General features: G+C 44.0%; 15 protein-coding genes. 14 read left to right on the top strand and 1 reads right to left on the bottom strand.

Features of this window, described 5'->3' with window-relative positions; all coding sequences use genetic code 11:
* Positions 1–32: 32 nt before the first annotated feature.
* The 3 genes from A3K91_RS06705 (at position 33) to A3K91_RS06695 (ending at position 3,611) form a co-directional block, all read left to right on the top strand.
* Positions 33–1,004, top strand: a complete 972-nt coding sequence (locus A3K91_RS06705; RefSeq protein ID WP_062844568.1) for an EamA family transporter — start codon at positions 33–35, stop codon at positions 1,002–1,004.
* Positions 1,005–1,141: 137 nt separating this feature from the next.
* Entirely contained in the window at positions 1,142–2,086 is a 945-nt protein-coding gene (locus A3K91_RS06700; RefSeq protein ID WP_228139932.1) for a DMT family transporter, read from the top strand.
* Positions 2,087–2,279: 193 nt separating this feature from the next.
* Entirely contained in the window at positions 2,280–3,611 is a 1,332-nt protein-coding gene (locus A3K91_RS06695; RefSeq protein ID WP_062844567.1) for an NAD(P)/FAD-dependent oxidoreductase, read from the top strand.
* Between the two features lie 49 nt (positions 3,612–3,660).
* Here the strand turns inward: A3K91_RS06695 and A3K91_RS06690 are convergent, their stop codons facing one another.
* Entirely contained in the window at positions 3,661–4,656 is a 996-nt protein-coding gene (locus A3K91_RS06690; protein ID WP_062844566.1) for a RodZ family helix-turn-helix domain-containing protein, read from the bottom strand.
* A 235-nt stretch (positions 4,657–4,891) separates the two neighbouring features.
* On the opposite strand from A3K91_RS06690, the gene A3K91_RS06685 reads away from it, so the two are divergent.
* The 11 genes from A3K91_RS06685 (at position 4,892) to A3K91_RS06635 (ending at position 18,361) form a co-directional block, all read left to right on the top strand.
* Positions 4,892–5,908 carry a LysR family transcriptional regulator gene (locus A3K91_RS06685; protein ID WP_062844565.1) on the top strand — a complete coding sequence of 339 codons (1,017 nt, stop codon included), beginning with the start codon at positions 4,892–4,894 and terminating at the stop codon, positions 5,906–5,908.
* 281 nt (positions 5,909–6,189) lie between these two features.
* A complete protein-coding gene (locus tag A3K91_RS06680; protein ID WP_062844564.1) occupies positions 6,190–7,461 on the top strand; it encodes an NRAMP family divalent metal transporter in 1,272 nt (423 codons plus the stop codon).
* A gap of 343 nt (positions 7,462–7,804) precedes the next feature.
* On the top strand, positions 7,805–8,698 hold the full coding sequence (gene prpB / locus A3K91_RS06675) for a methylisocitrate lyase (protein WP_062844563.1): 894 nt from the start codon (positions 7,805–7,807) through the stop codon (positions 8,696–8,698).
* 62 nt (positions 8,699–8,760) lie between these two features.
* Positions 8,761–9,888, top strand: coding sequence for a bifunctional 2-methylcitrate synthase/citrate synthase (gene prpC / locus A3K91_RS06670; protein WP_062844562.1), 1,128 nt, complete (start codon positions 8,761–8,763; stop codon positions 9,886–9,888).
* A gap of 204 nt (positions 9,889–10,092) precedes the next feature.
* A complete protein-coding gene (gene acnD, locus A3K91_RS06665) occupies positions 10,093–12,750 on the top strand; it encodes a Fe/S-dependent 2-methylisocitrate dehydratase AcnD (protein WP_416231980.1) in 2,658 nt (885 codons plus the stop codon).
* Positions 12,751–12,931: 181 nt separating this feature from the next.
* Entirely contained in the window at positions 12,932–13,246 is a 315-nt protein-coding gene (locus A3K91_RS06660) for a type II toxin-antitoxin system Phd/YefM family antitoxin (protein ID WP_062844561.1), read from the top strand.
* Between the two features lie 38 nt (positions 13,247–13,284).
* The gene (locus A3K91_RS06655) at positions 13,285–13,545 is read left to right on the top strand and encodes a Txe/YoeB family addiction module toxin (protein ID WP_045447278.1); all 261 of its coding nucleotides are present in this window, start codon (positions 13,285–13,287) and stop codon (positions 13,543–13,545) included.
* An 80-nt stretch (positions 13,546–13,625) separates the two neighbouring features.
* Complete coding sequence (prpF, locus tag A3K91_RS06650; RefSeq protein ID WP_084387287.1) at positions 13,626–14,879, top strand: 2-methylaconitate cis-trans isomerase PrpF; 1,254 nt, start codon at positions 13,626–13,628, stop codon at positions 14,877–14,879.
* Between the two features lie 67 nt (positions 14,880–14,946).
* Positions 14,947–15,711, top strand: a complete 765-nt coding sequence (locus tag A3K91_RS06645) for a hypothetical protein (protein ID WP_062844560.1) — start codon at positions 14,947–14,949, stop codon at positions 15,709–15,711.
* 160 nt (positions 15,712–15,871) lie between these two features.
* A complete protein-coding gene (locus A3K91_RS06640; RefSeq protein ID WP_208855379.1) occupies positions 15,872–17,599 on the top strand; it encodes an ABC transporter ATP-binding protein in 1,728 nt (575 codons plus the stop codon).
* 120 nt (positions 17,600–17,719) lie between these two features.
* Positions 17,720–18,361 (top strand): GNAT family N-acetyltransferase, encoded by a 642-nt coding sequence (locus tag A3K91_RS06635; protein ID WP_062844558.1) that lies wholly within the window; start codon positions 17,720–17,722, stop codon positions 18,359–18,361.
* Positions 18,362–18,428: the final 67 nt, after the last annotated feature.

Genomic DNA, 18,428 nt, shown 5'->3' with positions numbered 1-18,428 from the left:
AAAAACGCATAATAATTACCTAGGATAATCATATGACCCCTATATATACTGCACTGGCTGTACTGGTTACCTTTATTTGGGGTGTAAATTTCACCTTTATTGCATGGGGGCTCGAGAGCTTCCCACCACTGATGCTCACTGCCCTACGTTTTTTCTTTACCGCGGTGCCGTTGGTGTTTTTTCTTAAACCCCCTACCTTTAACCGCACCTTACTGATTTATGCCATCGGTACCTTTGTGATTCAGTACGCCTTTATATTTACCGCCATGCATCTAGGCGCGTCACCAGGGTTGACAGCGCTGTTGCTGCAAATCCAGATTTTTATCACCGTGTTACTAGCGTACTTTATCCTAGGCGAAGCAGTCAGTCGCATGCAAATCATTGGTATGCTGGTCGGAGTATTGGGACTTAGCGTGATTGCACTTAATCTCGGCGGTGATATGCCTGTGGCTGGATTTGTCTGTATCTTGATTGCCGCAATGGGCTGGAGCTTTGGCAATATTGCCTCCAAGCAGGCCTCGGCACAGGCAACTCTAAGAGCAGCGCAGCAAAAAACAAACGTGCCTGTTGTTTCCTCTGGGACTGTTTCTTCCAATACTAAAGAAAATAAGGCATCTGCTTTGTCTGCTCTCGCACTGGTAGCATGGGGCGGTCTTATCGCTTGCGTAATTTTGATCCCATGCTCTCTCCTGTTTGAGACCGATGCATGGCAACTGGCAACCTTTAACGAGGCGTCGATGAGGTCTTGGCTGTCACTAGGGTTTATCGTATACATCTCAACCCTAGTAGGCTTTGGGCTGTGGTCGCATTTGCTCAGCAAGAACACCGCATCTAAGGTGATGCCATTTGCGCTACTAATACCCATATTCGGTATGACAACGTCCGTAGTGCTCACAGGGGAAGTTGTGACATGGTGGAAGATACTGGCAATGATATTGATATTATCGGGGTTACTACTGGCAAATGTGAAATTAGGGCTAGGAAGAAGACTTGCTTATAAATAATACCAAGTATCTGACTTTCTTTAGCTTTGACTCTAAGGCGAAGTGTTCTTGAGTATTGAGTTTATCGGGTCAGGATCAATATTAACTGAGCTTTTGATCGTCAATTTTCATTTAAGCGTCAGATCATGGAGATGCCAGTGCTAAATCAGCACCTTAGTAGAGCAAATATCGTTAGCATAAAGGGTGCTTTATTTGCCTTGGCAGCGGCAGCGCTCAATGCCACGATAGGCATATTCAGCGTGCTACTTATGAATACAGGGCTAAAAAGTAACGATGTCGCCTTTTTAAAAACGCTTGCTGCTTTTGTCTTGCTGTCTCTTATGCTGAGTAAGACGCCGAGGCACGTTCAGTATCAACAGCTCATCATGCCTGCACGTGTTACTCTTAATCATCATGCTAGCCATAAGCGCATCATGGCCGCCATTGCTGTTTGTGCCTTTTTTGGTATTTTTACGCTGTTTGTTTTTGAGACCCAAGCTTATCAGTATGGCAATCCCGCCAATGTCGTGGTGATTTTGATGGCAGCAGCAACCATATCAGCAACGCTATTTGGCGCACTACTCCTTAAAGAAAAACTATTACTTAATACTATTTTGGGCGTGTTATTAGCAATTACTGGTATTTTTGTGATTTCTTGGACAAGCAGCGTTGATTTAACGTTGGTGTTTTTTGCAGCGCTGGCTGGTATTGGCTATGGGCTATTTTCGGTATTGATGCAACGCTTTGGCTTACAAGGCGGTATTTATTTGACCAAATACTTATTACTATTTGGCAGCCTATTGTTATTCATCCCCTTTATTATTACCTTTGATCCTGTGCATATAGGATATCAATCCATTCTTGGGTTGCTGGGTTTGGCTATTTTTCCAACCATTTTAGGCTTTTACTGTACCACCAGTGCTTTAACGTATTTGCCTGCGTCCAAGGTACAAGTGATTGAGTTATCAGAGCCATTGTTTGCGATGTTTTTTGTGTGGCTAATATTGCATGAGTCAGCAACGATACGATTTTGGCTTGGCGCAGGCTTGGTCATACTCGGTATTTTGACCATCACGAATACGTTTAAAAAAACGCCACATTGAACTTTGCTCAATGATTTCTGCATTTAAGAAGAACTCCATCTGAATATAAATAGCCATATATTTGTGCCTAGCCAGCATAGGTTAAATACAAAACATTGGTATCAGCGCACGATTACATCAATATTTTATGATAGATTATCTCTTTATTATTTAACCAATAAAAATAACCTAGCAAATGATAGAGAATTTCTACATGCAACAGATCAAAAGATTGCCCGCCATAGATGGTCAGCTTGGCTGGTTTGAGTCCGTGCCTTTTACGCGGCCCATGCCCGTACAACAAGCTGAAAAAGACGAGTATTTTGATATCATTGTTGTTGGTGCAGGCTTTTCAGGTCTCGCCACAGCTGACCGATTGGCGCAGCTACGCCCAGAGGCGCGTATTGCCATTATTGATGCAATGGAGGTTGGTCAAGGTTCCTCAGGTCGTAACGCAGGATTTATCATTGATTTGCCTCACAATGTAGATCCAACAGAACCTGATACACTGGCAACAACACAAGTCCGTGATTTAAATAAGTTTGCGATTCAACGTTTGGATCGTATTCAAAAGCAGCAAGGTCTTGACGTATGCTGGCATCAGGCTGGCAAATATTTAGCCGCTCATGAAGAAAAGCATTTCTCTGGCCTGACCGATTTTGTAGATACACTAGAGTGCATGGGAGAGCCGTACGAGATATTAAGTGATGATGAGCTAGCGAAAAGATTGGGAACCCATTACTACAAGCGCGCCATTTATACGCCAGGCAATATTTTAGTGAACCCAGCAGCGTTGGCCATTTCGGTAGCCAGCGCCCTACCTGACAATGTCACTTTGTTAGAAAACACCCCTGTAGATGAGATAGATTTTGCCAACAAAATTATCCAAACTCCAAAAGCGCGCCTCAGTGCTGACATTATCGTACTAGCGACAAATGCTTTTACGGAACAATTTGGTGTATCCAATAATAGGATAACCCCAATATTTACTTATGCCAGTTTGACGCGCCCCTTGACCGATGATGAAATGAGTCGGTGCAAAGATTTTTCATTGAAAAATATAGAACTTTGGGGACTCACCTCTGCCCACCCTGCCGGCACCACGGTACGCCTGACTGATGATAAGCGAATTTTTATTCGTAATACATTGAACTATCAGCCCAATCTATCCAGCCCTCAAGCGGTAATCGATAAAGCAAAAGCTAAACACCGTAAATCGTACCTAGCACGTTTCCCGCAACTGCCCGATGTTCCTTTTGAGTACACGTGGGGTGGTATGATTTGTGTGACGATGAACCATGAGCCTATTTTTAAAGAGCATACTGCTGGTGTGTATGTCATCGCTGCCATGAACGGCGTTGGCGTGGCAAAAGGCACTTACTTGGGTCACTATATGGCAGAATATATTTGTGGTAAAAACAGCCCAGAGCTGGATTTTATCTTAAAACATGCAACACCAAGCTGGATGCCGCCCGATCCGCTGCGCAGCGTTGGCGCGCACATGCGACTGTCTTTTGAAGAGCGTATGGCTAAGGGTGAGGTGTAGAGTCTGAATTTACGTGATAAACACTAAAATGGTTAAATGCGCAATTGCGCTAGTCATTGGACTCACGGTATAGCGTATTTTGAGACTCTTCTCTAAAGTCTTCATAAGTAATTTCGGCTTCCGCACCTAAGTCTTTAGTTTTAGTCTCTGTAGCCTCGTTATCACTAGATTCAGCAGGCAGTGCTTCGGCTGTTTTAGAGGTATCAGTTGCCTCTGGATTCTCACCAACCGCTGTATCTTGAGTCTTAGCGACTGGTTGTTCGACAGGATTGGACGATGTTGGTGTCGTATTGACGGCTACCGCTGGCGAGTTATCTGGTGCTGCTTTGTCTGATTCACTAGCACTATTTATCTCTGTGCTATCGGGCGCCGCAGTCTGTATGGGCGTTGATAAAATCCCTGTATAAATAAGCGCTAGCACGATCATAACAATCAATAATGAGCCAAAGATCATACCGATAATAAGGGGTTTTTTGCTATTCGCCAGCCTATCTTGTGCTGACGCTGCTTGAATGGCCGATGGTATTGATGGCTCTGGGATAACAGCCTGACTGTCATTGCGTGTATAAGCGCTGTCGTCAGTCGCAGCATACCCTGTTGGAGAAGCGTTTGTTAAAGAAGCATCTACGGCTTGACTGCTACTATCGGTATCATCATAAAAATCAAAAGTGAGTGCATCATCGTCTACCTCACTGCCAAACGCTTTATTTGCAATGTTTGCATTACTATTGGTCGGTATCTCTTGATCTGAAAAATCAAAAGTTGCATCGGTGGTGCTGGTGGCTTCAAATGGCTCTTTATTCTCTTGATTGGTAAATCGCTCAAACGTATGCGTGCTTAATGACTCATAAGCAAAAGACTGATCGGTATCATCTAACGGTCTTAAAGTTTTATTTTCAATATCATCGCCATCCTCATCACCCTGAACACGACTGATGAAGCGCTCATAAATATTATGATTGCTACGATTACGCGATTTTTTACCGACAATTTCAGCCAGTTTCTCTTCAAAACCCGTATCGATGTCGTTTTTTTCGTCGCTCATAGAATAATACCAAACCAGTTTATTCTACTGGCATTAAATGACTGCTAGAATGAAGTGATGATATTTCTTACCAAAATGTAACGTTGTCGTTAACGAACAATATAGTTGCTCCCCTCGTTATCTTCAAGCACAATTTATTTACTGGTGATAACATTTTTAAAATGTGCTGCCCATCAAATCAAAAATCACGAAATCAAAGATATGAAAATAACGTCTGAATCAAAGAGTTGAGGCTATGTATTTAAAACAGCTTAATGCATTTATTGCCGTCGCAGATCTGCGTAGCTTTAGCGCGGCTGCGACCCAAACAGGATTGTCACAGCCCAGTCTGAGTCGCCTGCTCAAACAGCTTGAGACGGACATGGGGGTGGAATTGATTGACCGCTACCATAGGCCATTAAATCTGACGGAAGCGGGCGCTTTTTTTTACGATAAAATCAGCACCGTTTTGACAGAGATTGATACGGTCACCAGTATGACCCAGCGCCTATCAGCACCCAGCAGTATCTTAAATATTGGCTTTGTTCCCTCTGTGCTTTACGGATTGCTCCCCGAAATCATCGCTGAACTAAAGCAGTCAAGCCCCGATATCGAAGTCACACTCAAAGATATCAGCTCGTATCAACAAATGGATGCGCTCAAATCGGGTGAAATAGACATCGGTTTTGGCCGCTTTGCCCACCAAGACCCTTGGATTCAGCAAATACTCCTGCGTCATGAACGTTATGTTGTCGCACTGCCCAAATCGCATCCTTTAGCACAGGTGCGTGAGCAGCGTTTGATAGATTTGGCCAACAACCGCTTAATCTTATATCACCAAACCCATCTGCCTATATCTACAGCGATCTCAAAATCAAAAAACACAAAATTGACTGCTCATGCAGCTATTAATACAAAAGATCGTTCAACCCGTGCACAGACGTCTTTGAGTGAGCCTATTACCGAACCGTTGCTACATTTGTTTGCCCAATATGGCATCTCCCCCTTTACCACCACGACCGTGAGCGATTTACAAGTTGCTTTAGGGTTGGTGGCGGCTGGTGAAGGAATTACGCTGGTACCTGCCAGCTTACAGACCGTGCGTACCGAGCAAATCAGCTATCAACGTTTGGTGCATGAAAATGTCACCTCCCCTGTTTATTTGCATACTCTCAAAGATTTTGTGCATCCTAAGATTCCTGCGTTGCTCACTGCCATCTACCATGTCTATGAGCAACGCGGCATCACTTACCGACGTCAACAATTCACCTAGTAGCTCGCATATTTATTCAAATATGCGTTTATCATTAAGCATTACTGTTTTCATTATGAATTTTATTAAGTTAAATTAACTATTTGAACCAGTTCATATCAATTTATGGATATAAATGAGGCAAATAAATATTATCTCGTATCATTATAGGTATGCTAAAGTCGCTACTAAACGTCTATTTTTTGTTTTTTTCCTTTCCGTTTTTTAACTCAGTGTTCTCGCTGCAGACACCCTGTCATCTAGTGGTGATAGGGTTTTGCTTGATATAATTTGAGGTATTTATGACTACACAACAGATCAACACTGTTGATAGCGCTGCCAGCCAGGAAGGCTTTAGTTGGCGCATCTTCGGTCCAGGTATTTTGATGGCAACTGCCGCTATTGGTGGTTCTCATCTGATTTCATCAACACAAGCAGGTGCCCTATATGGTTGGCAGTTGGCCATTATGATCATTTTGGCCAACGTGTTTAAGTATCCGTTTTTTCGCTTTGCCACTGACTATGTCTATGATACGGGTGAGAGTCTGATTGCAGGCTATGCCAAACGCTCAAAGCTATACCTGTGGGTATATTTTATTCTCTCTATACTATCAGCCGTCATTAGTACGGGGGCGGTATCGCTGCTTGCTGCAGTGATCTTAGGGTTTATGCTACCGGCGTCTCTCGAGTTTTCTACCATTACTCTATCGATAATTATCGTGGCCGTCTCTTGGTTTTTTCTCATTGCTGGTCATTATAAATTGCTCGATGGTGTCACCAAATGGATTATGATTGCCTTAACGGCAGCCACCGTTGCCGCCGTCGTTATTGCTGCTGGCAAACCTACAGTCATGGCTGCTGACTTTGTCGCCGCCTCGCCTTGGAATTTGGCAACCTTAGGATTTATTGTTGCACTCATGGGCTGGATGCCAGCGCCATTAGAGTTTGCTGCGATTACCTCTATGTGGACCTCAGCCAAAGTTAAAGCCGATCATACGACTCATCGTCAAGGCTTACTGGATTTTAATGTTGGGTATCTGGTCTCAGCGATTCTAGCATTATTTTTCTTGGCGCTAGGTGTGTTTGTCCAGTATGGCTCAGGTCAAGAGATTGAGCTAGTTGGCGGCGCGTATATCAATCAGCTGATTAATATGTATACGGCAACCATTGGTGATTGGTCAAGACTGCTGGTCGCCTTTGTCGCCTTCATGTGTATGTTTGGCACCACCATTACCTGTGCAGACGGTTATGGTCGTGCCAATGCCGAATGCTGGCGTTTGATCAAAGGTGAGAATGAGATTAATAAAAAGCAAATCGCTTTTTGGACAACTTATGCCATCGGTGGTGGTTTGGTTATTATTACTTTCTTCACCGGTCAATTAGGCGCGATGCTTAAATTTGCCATGGTATCAGCGTTTATTTCTGCGCCTATCTTTGGTTGGTTAAACTACTCACTGGTCAAAAGCCATAAAAAGCTGTCGGCTGGCATGAATGCGTTGTCTATTGCAGGCTTAATATTCTTGGCAGGTTTTACGCTCTTATTCTTGGTCAATTTTGCTGGTGTATTTGGTTAACAGTCTTTTAGATTTTATGATTAAAGCCCTTTTAGCCTTGCTATGAGGGCTTTTTTTGTATTCAAAATTGTCATAGCAATTTAAGTATCTCTTTTCTAATTGTAATTAAATGTAAAAATCTAGCATTAATAAAAAGCCTGGTTTTATGAATGTGAATACTGATTTGCTTAAATAACTTATTTTTGGATAATGCTATTTAATAATTGAATACTATTAAATATATTAAAGATACTTTGAATTATTATTAACTAAAAATGATTAAATCAGACTTTGCCGACAGGAAAAATTGAGTATAATCGATAACAATAACGGATATATTCACTCTCCTTGTAAGGATCACGACATGACTTTAGCCTCCGCTGGCGCACGTTTTCGCAGTGCACTGAAACAAAAAAACGATAATCATCAACCGCTACAAATCACTGGTGCGATCAATGCCTACACCGCAATGATGGCAACCCAAGTCGGGCATCAAGCGTTATATCTTTCTGGTGCTGGTGTTGCCAATGCCTCGTTTGGTTTGCCTGATTTGGGCATGACCAGTCTTGATAATGTCTTAGAAGATGCTCGCCGTATCACCGATGCGGTTGATACACCCTTACTGGTCGATATCGATACAGGCTTTGGTGGCGCGTTCAACATTGCCCAAACCATTAGAAAAATGGAAAAAGCAGGTGTGGCAGCTGTCCATATCGAAGATCAAGTGGCGCAAAAGCGTTGTGGTCATCGCCCAAACAAAGAAATCGTGAGCATCTCAGAGATGGTTGATCGTTTAAAAGCCGCATTAGACGCCAAAACGGATCCTGATTTTGTGGTGATGGCTCGTACTGATGCGCTGTCCGTTGAAGGCTTAGACGCTGCTGTTGAACGTGCCGTTGCTTTTCAAGAAGCGGGCGCAGACATGATCTTCGCTGAAGCATTAACTGACATCGAGATGTACCGTAAGTTCACCGACGTACTCGACATTCCTGTACTTGCCAATATGACTGAATTTGGTCAGACCGATCTGTATACCACAGACCAGCTATATGGCGTGGGCGTCGATATGGTGCTATATCCGCTATCTGCTTTTCGTGCGATGAACAAAGCGGCACTCAATGTCTATCAGCATTTGTTAGATGACGGCACACAAAACAAAGTCGTTGACACCATGCAAACCCGTATGGAGCTTTATGATTTCCTAAACTATCACGAGTTTGAGCAGACCTTAGATAAGCTGTTTGCGGACAATAAATAATCATAAGAATCAGCATTTTTCACTTAATAATATAAAAAGCTACCCACAAAAGGAATGTAAACATGGCAGCACAAAAAGAACTCTCGGGCGCAGGACTTCGCGGACAAGTCGCTGGTAAGACGGCATTATCGACCGTTGGCAAATCGGGCTCTGGTCTGACCTATCGCGGTTATGACGTGTCCGAGCTGGCGAATAAATGTATTTTTGAAGAAGTGGCGTATTTACTACTTTATGGCAACTTACCTACTCAAAGTGAATTAGATACTTATCAAACCAAGCTCAAAAGCCTGCGCGGTCTACCGCAAGCATTAAAAGACGTGCTTGAGCGTATTCCTGCCAGCGCGCATCCGATGGATGTATTGCGTACTGGTTGCTCTATGCTGGGTAACCTTGAGACCGAAACCGATTTTACACAGCAAAACGATAAGACCGATCGTATGTTAGCGCTATTTCCAGCCATCATTAATTACTGGTATCGCTTTAGCCATGACAATGTGCGTATCGAGACCGAAACAGACGATGACACCATTGGCGGTCATTTCTTACACCTACTAAAAGGTGAAAAGCCAAACGAGCTGCACACTAAGGTGATGAACGTCTCACTTATCTTGTACGCTGAGCATGAGTTTAATGCCTCGACCTTTACCGCTCGTGTGTGTGCCTCTACCTTATCTGACATCCATTCTTGTATCACTGGCGCGATTGGCTCGCTACGCGGTCATTTGCATGGCGGTGCGAATGAAGCGGCAATGGATATGATTGAGGGCTTTAGTTCAGCGGATGAAGCGGAAGCAGAGATGATGGCAATGCTGGCACGTAAAGACAAAATTATGGGCTTTGGTCATGCTATCTATAGCGAATCAGATCCGCGTAACGTCGTCATCAAACAATGGTCTGAAAAACTGGCCGCTGACGTGAATGATAACGTGTTATATCCAGTATCAGTACGCGTTGAAGACGTGATGTGGCGCGAGAAAAAACTGTTCGCCAATGCCGATTTTTTCCATGCCTCAGCCTATCACTTTATGGGCATTCCAACCAAGCTGTTCACACCAATATTTGTCTGTTCGCGCTTAACTGGCTGGGCGGCTCACGTATTTGAGCAACGTGCCAACAACCGCATTATTCGCCCAAGTGCGGAATATATCGGTGAAGAGCTGCGTTCTGTACCAGATATGAGTGCGCGTTAATCTTATCACTATCGGCCAGTATCAAGATTATGCTGGCTGATAAACCCATAGCGGTTATTTCTTTTTGCATAGCCGTTATGATTTTTTTAGCAAAATCTACTAGCACGCAGAGTAATGATGGTTGTTTTGCTAAAGGAATGACTTTTTTACCTGATATTAACGCTTAACTACTTATTGAAATTAGCCAACCGCCAAAGGTGACTTATGGACAACGCCCTCGTACAACCCATGAACGATGAATTCAAAAAACCACTTCCTGATACAGATCTTTATTACTTTGACACCCGCGAAGCTATCGAGCGTATTGAAGCGGGTGCTTATGATAAGCTGCCGTTCTGCTCAAAAGTATTGTGTGAAAACCTCGTACGCCGTTGTCCGCCAGAAGATCTAACGGCAGCACTAAAGCAGCATATCGAGGGTAAGCAAGACCTTGATTTTCCTTGGTACCCTGCCCGCGTAGTGTGTCATGATATCTTGGGTCAGACGGCTTTTGTTGATTTGGCGGGTCTACGTGATGCCATCGCTGAGCAAGGCGGTGACCCCGCTAAAGTAAACCCTATCGTACCCACTCAGCTGATCGTTGACCATTCATTAGCGGTTGAGCACGCAGGCTTTGAAGAAGATGCCTTTGAAAAAAACCGTACGATTGAAGAGCGCCGTAACGACGACCGTTTTCACTTTATCAACTGGTGCCAGTATGCCTTTGACAATGTAAACGTCGTGCCACCGGGCAATGGCATCATGCATCAGATTAACCTAGAGAAGATGTCACCTGTCGTACAAGTCGTGCACAATAAAGCGGGTGAAGAAGTGGCGTTTGCCGATACCTTAGTCGGTACGGACAGCCACACGCCGATGGTTGATGCGCTAGGCGTTATCTCGATCGGTGTTGGCGGGCTTGAAGCCGAAAGTGTCATGCTAGGTAACCCATCCTATATGCGTCTGCCTGATTACGTTGGGGTTAAATTAACAGGCAAATTGCAAAAAGGTATTACTGGTACGGACTTGGTGCTGGCAATGACGGAGTTTTTGCGTGATGCCGGCGTGGTCTCTACCTATATTGAATTCTTCGGTGACGGTGCACGCCAGCTTACAGTTGGTGACCGTGCTTCTATCTCCAATATGACGCCTGAATATGGCGCAACGGCTGCCATGTTTTATATCGATGAGCAAACCATCGACTATCTACGCCTGACGGGTCGTTCTGAGGCGCAGATCAAATTGGTTGAGCAGTATGCCAAACAAACGGGCCTGTGGGCTGACGGTATGGAAAATGCCGAGTACGCGCGCGTCCTTGAGTTTGATTTGTCATCAGTCGTCCGTAATATGGCAGGTCCTTCGCGTCCCCATGCACGTGTATCGACTACGGACTTGGTTGCCAAAGGTATCGCACATGGCGCTGACGAAAAATTGCCTGAACCAAAAAATGGTCTCATGCCAGATGGCGCGGTGATTATTGCTGCCATTACCAGCTGTACCAACACATCAAACCCACGCAACATGGTGGCAGCAGGCCTCGTCGCTCGTAATGCCAATGCTAAAGGCTTATTGCGTAAACCTTGGGTGAAGTCATCCTTAGCACCCGGTTCAAAAACCGTCAAAATGTACCTAGAAGAAGCAGGTCTGATGCCTGAGCTACAAGAAATCGGCTTTGATGTGGTTGGCTTTGCTTGTACGACGTGTAATGGTATGAGCGGCGCGCTCGACCCTGATATTGAGCAAGAAATTATCGATCGTGATTTATTCACCACAGCAGTGTTATCTGGCAATCGCAACTTTGACGGCCGTATCCATCCGTATGCCAAGCAAGCCTTTTTGGCATCGCCGCCGCTTGTTATCGCGTATGCCATCGCCGGTAACATCCGTTTTGATATCGAAAAAGACGTATTGGGTCAAGATCAAGACGGCAATGACGTCTATCTAAAAGACATCTGGTTTGATGACGATGAAGTTGATGCCATTGTCGCGGCTGCCGTGAAGCCTGAGCAATTTAACGCGGTTTATATCCCCATGTTTGACGAAGCCAAAAAAGACACAGGCAAAGCCTTAAGTCCACTATATGACTGGCGTGATCAGACCACGTATATTCGCCGCCCACCGTATTGGGAAGGCAAAATGGCGAAGAAAAACAAACTGACAGGTCTGCGCCCACTTGCCGTATTGGGTGACAACATCACCACCGATCATATGTCCCCTTCCAATGCCATTTTGGGCGATTCTGCTGCTGGCGAGTATTTGGACACCATGGGCTTGCCTGCCGAGGACTATAATTCATACGCTACCCATCGCGGCGATCATTTAACTGCTCAGCGCGCTACCTTTGCCAATCCTAAGCTGCTCAACGAGATGGTACGTGATGAGAATGGTGAAGTTGTCCAAGGCTCGCTAGCGCGCGTCGAACCAGAAGGCCAAGTCATGCGCATGTGGGAGGCGATTGAGACTTACATGAACCGTGAGCAGCCGCTTATCATCATCGCAGGTGATGGCTATGGTCAAGGTTCAAGCCGGGATTGGGCAGCAAAAGGCGTGCGTCTCGCTGGCGTGGAAGCCGTCGTCGCTGAGGACTTTGAGCGTATTCATCGTCAAAACTTAGTGGGCATGGGCGCGCTGCCGCTACAGTTTGAAGAAGGCACGACTCGTCATACGCTAAATATCGATGGTACAGAAACTTTTGATGTCACAGGTGACGTCTCGGCTGGCGGGTTGATGACTTTGGTGATTCATCGTACTGATGGCACCACTACTGAGACGCCTATTATCTGCCGATTAGATACTGCTGATGAAGTGAAAATGTACAATGCTGGCGGTATGCTACAACGCTTTGCTAAAGAGTTTATCGAAGGTACGCTAGATATTGCGTAAGTCTCGTGTGTCCTGATTAGCCAAAGAGCCGATGTTATATAGTCTTATATGACATCGGCTTTTATTTACGACTTATACCTAAGTGTTAGGTGTTAGATAAATATTGAGTTTACTTAATTAATGGCGTAATATGTACTATATATTGTACAAGTTATACAGAATGTCATGAAAGGAGTAAGCCATGAGAGTCGTTAGTTTTTCAGAAGCCAGAAAGCATTTAAAGTCCGTCCTAGATACGGTAAACGATGATGCAAACGCCACCATTGTGACCCGCCGTGACGCTGATGATGCGGTTGTTATGTCACTTGATTATTACAATAGCCTGATGGAAACCGTTTATTTATTGAAATCTCCTGCCAATGCGGCGCATTTAGCGGAATCTATTGCCCAATACAAAGCTGGCAAGACTGTGACACGTGAGCTAATTGATACAGTAGAAGACAGTGATAAAAGTGATGACAATAAGCATACGGATAGCGATATTGAGAGTGCTTGAACTCAAAGGCTTCAACAATAAATCCAAAAGGTCTACTAATGAGTGAACAACTAGCATGGACAGATTCTGCGTGGAAGGATTATCTGTACTGGCAAACCCAAGACAAAAAAACACTCAAACGTATTAACAAACTCATCACTGAATGTAAGCGTAATCCGTTTGAAGGCATTGGCAAACCTGAACCTCTAAAAGAAAATCTATCTGGATTTTGGTCAAGACGTATCGATGATGCCAATCGTTTGGTGTATGCCGTCGATGACAACTATTTGACGATTATTTCTTGTCGCTATCATTATTAACGAGGGTTCTTAGTCGTTCATATTTACTTGTTGATGGCACCATACCCATTCTTATAACTATATAAAAAGGACTTAATACAGTGGCCCAAACCAATTCTAAATCAAAACCCGCTTTCGCCCCGCAACTCTCTATCCCCGCCACCTATATGCGCGGCGGTACCTCAAAAGGGGCATTCTTTAAATTGTCTGATTTGCCTGAACGTTGCCAAGTCGCTGGTGAGTCGCGTGATAAGTTTTTGCTACGTGTCGTCGGTAGCCCAGACCCTTATGGCAAGCAGATCGATGGTTTGGGTAATGGCAGCTCTAGCACCTCAAAAACAGTCATTTTATCGGCTTCTGATAAACCCGATCACGATGTGAATTATCTGTTCGGGCAAGTCAATATCGCAAAGCCCATGATTGACTGGGCGGGTAACTGTGGTAATTTGACCGCTGCCGTTGGTGCCTGTGCCATTAACATGGGGCTAGTCGCTGCCGACAAAATTGCTAATAGTATCGATGACAATGCTGAAAGAGGTATTTGTGAAGTGCGTATCTGGCAAGAAAACATCAGCAAAACCATTATTGCCCATGTGCCAGTCTATAAAGACGCAGCTAGCCAAGTACAGGTTCAAGAGACGGGCGACTTTGAATTGGACGGGGTGACCTTTCCCGCCGCTGAGGTCAAAATCGAATTCATTGATCCGGTCGATTCCTCAAGCGACATGTTCCCAACAGGCAACTTGGTGGATGACTTTGATGTGTCAGGTTGTGGCCTAAAGACAGATAGCGTTAAAGCGACATTCATTAGCGCGGGCATTCCAACTATCTTTATAAAAGCAGAAGATTTAGGCTTTACCGGTACTGAGTTGCAAGGCGATATCAATAGCGATGGTGACTTACTTGCCAAACTTGAGAAAATTCGTGCTAAAGGTGGGGTTGCGATGGGACTGTTTAAAGACGTCTCTGAAGCACAGTCCAGCCAACACATTCCTAAGACTGCTTGGGTGGGCGCAGCACAAAGCTATCGTGCGTCAAGTGGCAAATCGGTCGATGCAAGCGAGATTGATTTGGTGGTGCGAGCGATGAGTATGGGTCAATTGCATCATGCCATGATGGGCACAGCCGCCGTGGCGATTGCTGCTGCGGCCACCACGCAAGGGACGCTCGTCAATCAGGCAGCAGGTGGTAGCGAATTGTTTGAGGTACGTTTTGGTCATCCGTCAGGGACATTACTTGTCGGTGGAAAAACCGAACTGGTCGATGGTCGCTGGCAAGCCAAAAAGGTATCGATGAGCCGTTCAGCACGCCGTATCATGGTCGGTGAGGTTTTTGTGCCAGCAGATGCGTTTTAGTTTGGGTATTATTTGTCTCTTATACAATTTAAAACTGACATACATACATACATAAGGTTAAATTGATATGCTATTTAATGAAGTCATTGAACGGATGAACTTATTTACACTGTCGGCAGTAAGAACATCAGATTTGGCAATTTCAGCAAAGAAAATGATGAACTGGGATCAAGAAGCATGGTCTACCTCTCCTTGTTTGGCTACTGCAGCTAATAGACCAGACTTAGATGAAAACCTATTACCGTTAGTACATGGTTTATCAAATGAGTTAAGTGTAACTATTTCTTTAATTTTTAGAACACCTGAACTCTCTGACATTTCTGAACATGGTGGTATGGAATTTGGTCATGAAAAAGAATTTATACCTATTGAGCATATAATAGGCACTCAAATAATTCTATATAACTACTGCCTTCTTGAAGCATATGAATTTGATTTGTACAAAAAATTATTAGATAAAAATAAAGAAAATTTTCTAGATGAGAAGGTTTCTTTAAAAGACATTCTTAACAAGGGTTCGGACAAAATGCTGGCGGGAATTCTTGAACGTGAGCAAAATAAATATGAGAGAATGGGTGTAAGAAACAGAGTTAATCACTGGAATAAACTTGGTTTAGAACCTATACCCGAGGAATGGGTAAAAGCGTATGAAGATATTTCAAACAGAAGAAATACACTGACTCATGAAGCTCACCCAGATGATGTAACTTTAATTGAAGCAATTATTTGCTTTCATCGCTTAAGATTAATAGCAAGAAAAATTGCCATACAGTTTGAAGATAATACTATAAGTCTTTGCCAAAGTCCTTTGGACGATTATCCTGAAATCTAGATAAAAACTCAAAATAAAATTATAAACCTAATATATGCCCACATCCCCCCAGCCACGCCGCGCATCCCTAGATAAAAAGCCCCCCGCCGAGAAAAAAGAACGGCGAGCCTTACTGTGGGATATCCTCAAAAAACTGGCTGTCTTTGCCGCGCCTTATAAGATGCTTATCATCGCAACTTTGATATTGACGGTGCTTGGTTCGTTTACCGCGCAGGTCAATGCCTTTGTACTGCGTTATGCGGTCGATACCTTGACCGAAATTATTACCTTGTCTGACCCTTGGGCCGCTGGCGTGCGAATGCTGGCCATCATCAGCGCGGTGTTATTGACCAAAGAGATACTGTCGATATTCGTCTCGTTTGGTCAGCGCTTTTTTGGCGAAAAAATTCGTATCAATCTGTCGCGCGACTTGTCACAAAAAATCATCGAGCGTATTTTGACGTATCGCATGTCGTTTTATACCAGTAGCGAAAACGACAGCGGCAAGCTGCAAACCCGTATTGATTATGGCGTCAGTAGCCTGACTACTTTGGTACAGAACTTTTTTATTGATATGCTGCCGCTGTTTGCCAGCGCCATTGTCTCGCTGATCATTATGTTCTCAACCAATTTTTGGATCGGTTTGGTCGGCCTATTCATTATTCCCATTTACTTTTTTATCAGTCAAAAACAAGCAAAACGCCTACAAGGGTTTCGTCGCCAGATGCGTGGGTTCCGAGAAGCCAAAAGCGGTTTGGTGATCTCACTCATCAACTCAATCAGTGTGGTCAAGTCTTTTGTGCGTGAGTCCATCGAAGCTGAAAAGCATTTTAATATTCAAAAAGACATGACGGACAATCAACTGCGTATCCGTAGTATTGGCTTTATTTACGATGCCATAAAGACCTTTATCGAACAAATTGGTGTGGTGGCTATTATTTTACTCACCTCTTATTTTGTGTTGAAAGGTGAGATGACCATTGGTATGATTTTGTTTCATGTCCTGCTGTTTCAAAATGTCGCGGCTCCGATTCGTCAGCTGCACCGGATTTATGATCAGATCAATAATGCATTGACCTATGCCGAAGGGTTTTTTGATATTTTGGAAGATGACGCGCAAGTTGAAAACGTCGATGGTGTAAAAAGTCGAGAACTAAAGGGTCATATCGAGCTGCAAAACGTCGATTTTACTTATCCAAATGGCACGCAAGCGTTGAAAGATGTCAGCTTTACCATCAAGCCCAATCGTATTACGGCTTTGGTAGGACTCTCAGGCGCTGGTAAAAGTACCATTATTAGTCTGCTTGTGAAATTTTATGAGCCAGATGCGGGTAAGATATTGTTAGATGGGCGCGATTTGTCTGAGTGTGATACTCATGAGCTGCGTCAAAATATTGGTCTGGTACTCCAAAGCAATCATATTTTTTCAGGTACGATCAGTGAAAATATTCGCTATGGTAATATTGAGGCGAGCGAGGAAGATATCATTGTAGCGGCTAAAAAAGCGTCTATTCATGAACAGATTGTCAAATTGCCAGAGGGTTATGAGAGTACGGCAAAATCTCTATCGGGCGGTCAACAGCAGCGTATCGCGCTGGCAAGAATGTTCCTAAAAGATCCGCCGATTGTGTTTTTGGATGAACCAACCGCCAGTCTTGATGCCATTGCCAGTCAACAAGTTAAAAAAAGCTTGGATTTGATCAAAAAAGACCGCACAGTGATTATGGTCTCGCACAACATCGCACAAATCATCGACGCCGACGATCTTGTGGTGATAGAAAACGGCCAAGTGGTAGAAACAGGCACACACGAAGCGCTGTATAGCAAGGGCGGTAAGTACTTTGAGATCTTTAGCGCCATGTCTGACAGCTTGAATTTGGACAAGATCAGCCAAACTATCCATGGTTGATAAGCACATATATCGTTATAATGCCATTTGTTAGAAACCGCGCGGTATTTTGACGATATTTGCGCCCACGTTTCACCTCACTTTATATCTAATAACCGATTTGCCAAAAGCCAATTAATTATGACCTATGAATTCTCGATTAAAACCTTTGATGAGCTGACCTCAGTTGATCTGTACCATATTTTAAAAGCGCGCTCACAAGTGTTTGTGGTCGAACAAAACTGTGTCTATCAAGACATGGATGATACCGATTTTGATTGTCTGCATCTGATTGCCCATCAAAATCAAGCGTTAGCGGGGTATTGCCGTATCATTCCGCCTGAATTTAATAAGCTTAAATCCAATCTCAGCGCCAGCGTCGATGCTGCTGGTATAAAAACTGCGCACCCTCCTACTCCTATGCCTGCCATTGGTCGAGTGCTGGTACTGGCAGAGCAACGAGGAGAGGGTCTGGCACGCCAAATGATGATTCAAGCAATCGCTTGCTGCCGCAAAAAATATGGCAAAAAAACGCCCATTATTCTCTCTGCTCAAACCTATTTGCTCAGCTTTTATGAATCTTTGGGTTTTGTACCTGAAGGCGATACGTATCTTGAAGAAAATATTGAACATGTAAAAATGGTGCTGCGTGTTGCCAAAAAAACCAAGGTAAGAAAAGAGCGCGCACCAAGTGATTCGAATACCACGACCAAAGTGTTGAGCGGCTTGCTGTTTATTATGGCAGCGTTGTTTATTTTGGGTCTGCTGTATCTGATGATTTAAACTGCTGATTAGGCATACAACTCAATAGATCTGTATGCCACGCCTCTCATCTCATTTTCATACATAC

The organism is Psychrobacter alimentarius, assembly GCF_001606025.1.
Classification (GTDB): domain Bacteria; phylum Pseudomonadota; class Gammaproteobacteria; order Pseudomonadales; family Moraxellaceae; genus Psychrobacter; species Psychrobacter alimentarius.
Note: the sequence above shows the minus strand (reverse complement) of the source record. Positions and strands in the feature narration are given on the sequence as shown.

Coding starts and splice junctions, on each gene's coding strand:
- prpC (WP_062844562.1), top strand. CDS start 8,761: ATGGCAGCACAAAAAGAACTCTCGGGCGCAGGACTTCGCGGACAAGTC.
- A3K91_RS06685 (WP_062844565.1), top strand. CDS start 4,892: ATGTATTTAAAACAGCTTAATGCATTTATTGCCGTCGCAGATCTGCGT.
- A3K91_RS06690 (WP_062844566.1), bottom strand. CDS start 4,656: ATGAGCGACGAAAAAAACGACATCGATACGGGTTTTGAAGAGAAACTG.
- A3K91_RS06680 (WP_062844564.1), top strand. CDS start 6,190: ATGACTACACAACAGATCAACACTGTTGATAGCGCTGCCAGCCAGGAA.
- A3K91_RS06695 (WP_062844567.1), top strand. CDS start 2,280: ATGCAACAGATCAAAAGATTGCCCGCCATAGATGGTCAGCTTGGCTGG.
- A3K91_RS06635 (WP_062844558.1), top strand. CDS start 17,720: ATGACCTATGAATTCTCGATTAAAACCTTTGATGAGCTGACCTCAGTT.
- A3K91_RS06640 (WP_208855379.1), top strand. CDS start 15,872: ATGCTTATCATCGCAACTTTGATATTGACGGTGCTTGGTTCGTTTACC.
- A3K91_RS06645 (WP_062844560.1), top strand. CDS start 14,947: ATGCTATTTAATGAAGTCATTGAACGGATGAACTTATTTACACTGTCG.
- A3K91_RS06660 (WP_062844561.1), top strand. CDS start 12,932: ATGAGAGTCGTTAGTTTTTCAGAAGCCAGAAAGCATTTAAAGTCCGTC.
- prpB (WP_062844563.1), top strand. CDS start 7,805: ATGACTTTAGCCTCCGCTGGCGCACGTTTTCGCAGTGCACTGAAACAA.
- acnD (WP_416231980.1), top strand. CDS start 10,093: ATGGACAACGCCCTCGTACAACCCATGAACGATGAATTCAAAAAACCA.
- A3K91_RS06655 (WP_045447278.1), top strand. CDS start 13,285: ATGAGTGAACAACTAGCATGGACAGATTCTGCGTGGAAGGATTATCTG.
- A3K91_RS06705 (WP_062844568.1), top strand. CDS start 33: ATGACCCCTATATATACTGCACTGGCTGTACTGGTTACCTTTATTTGG.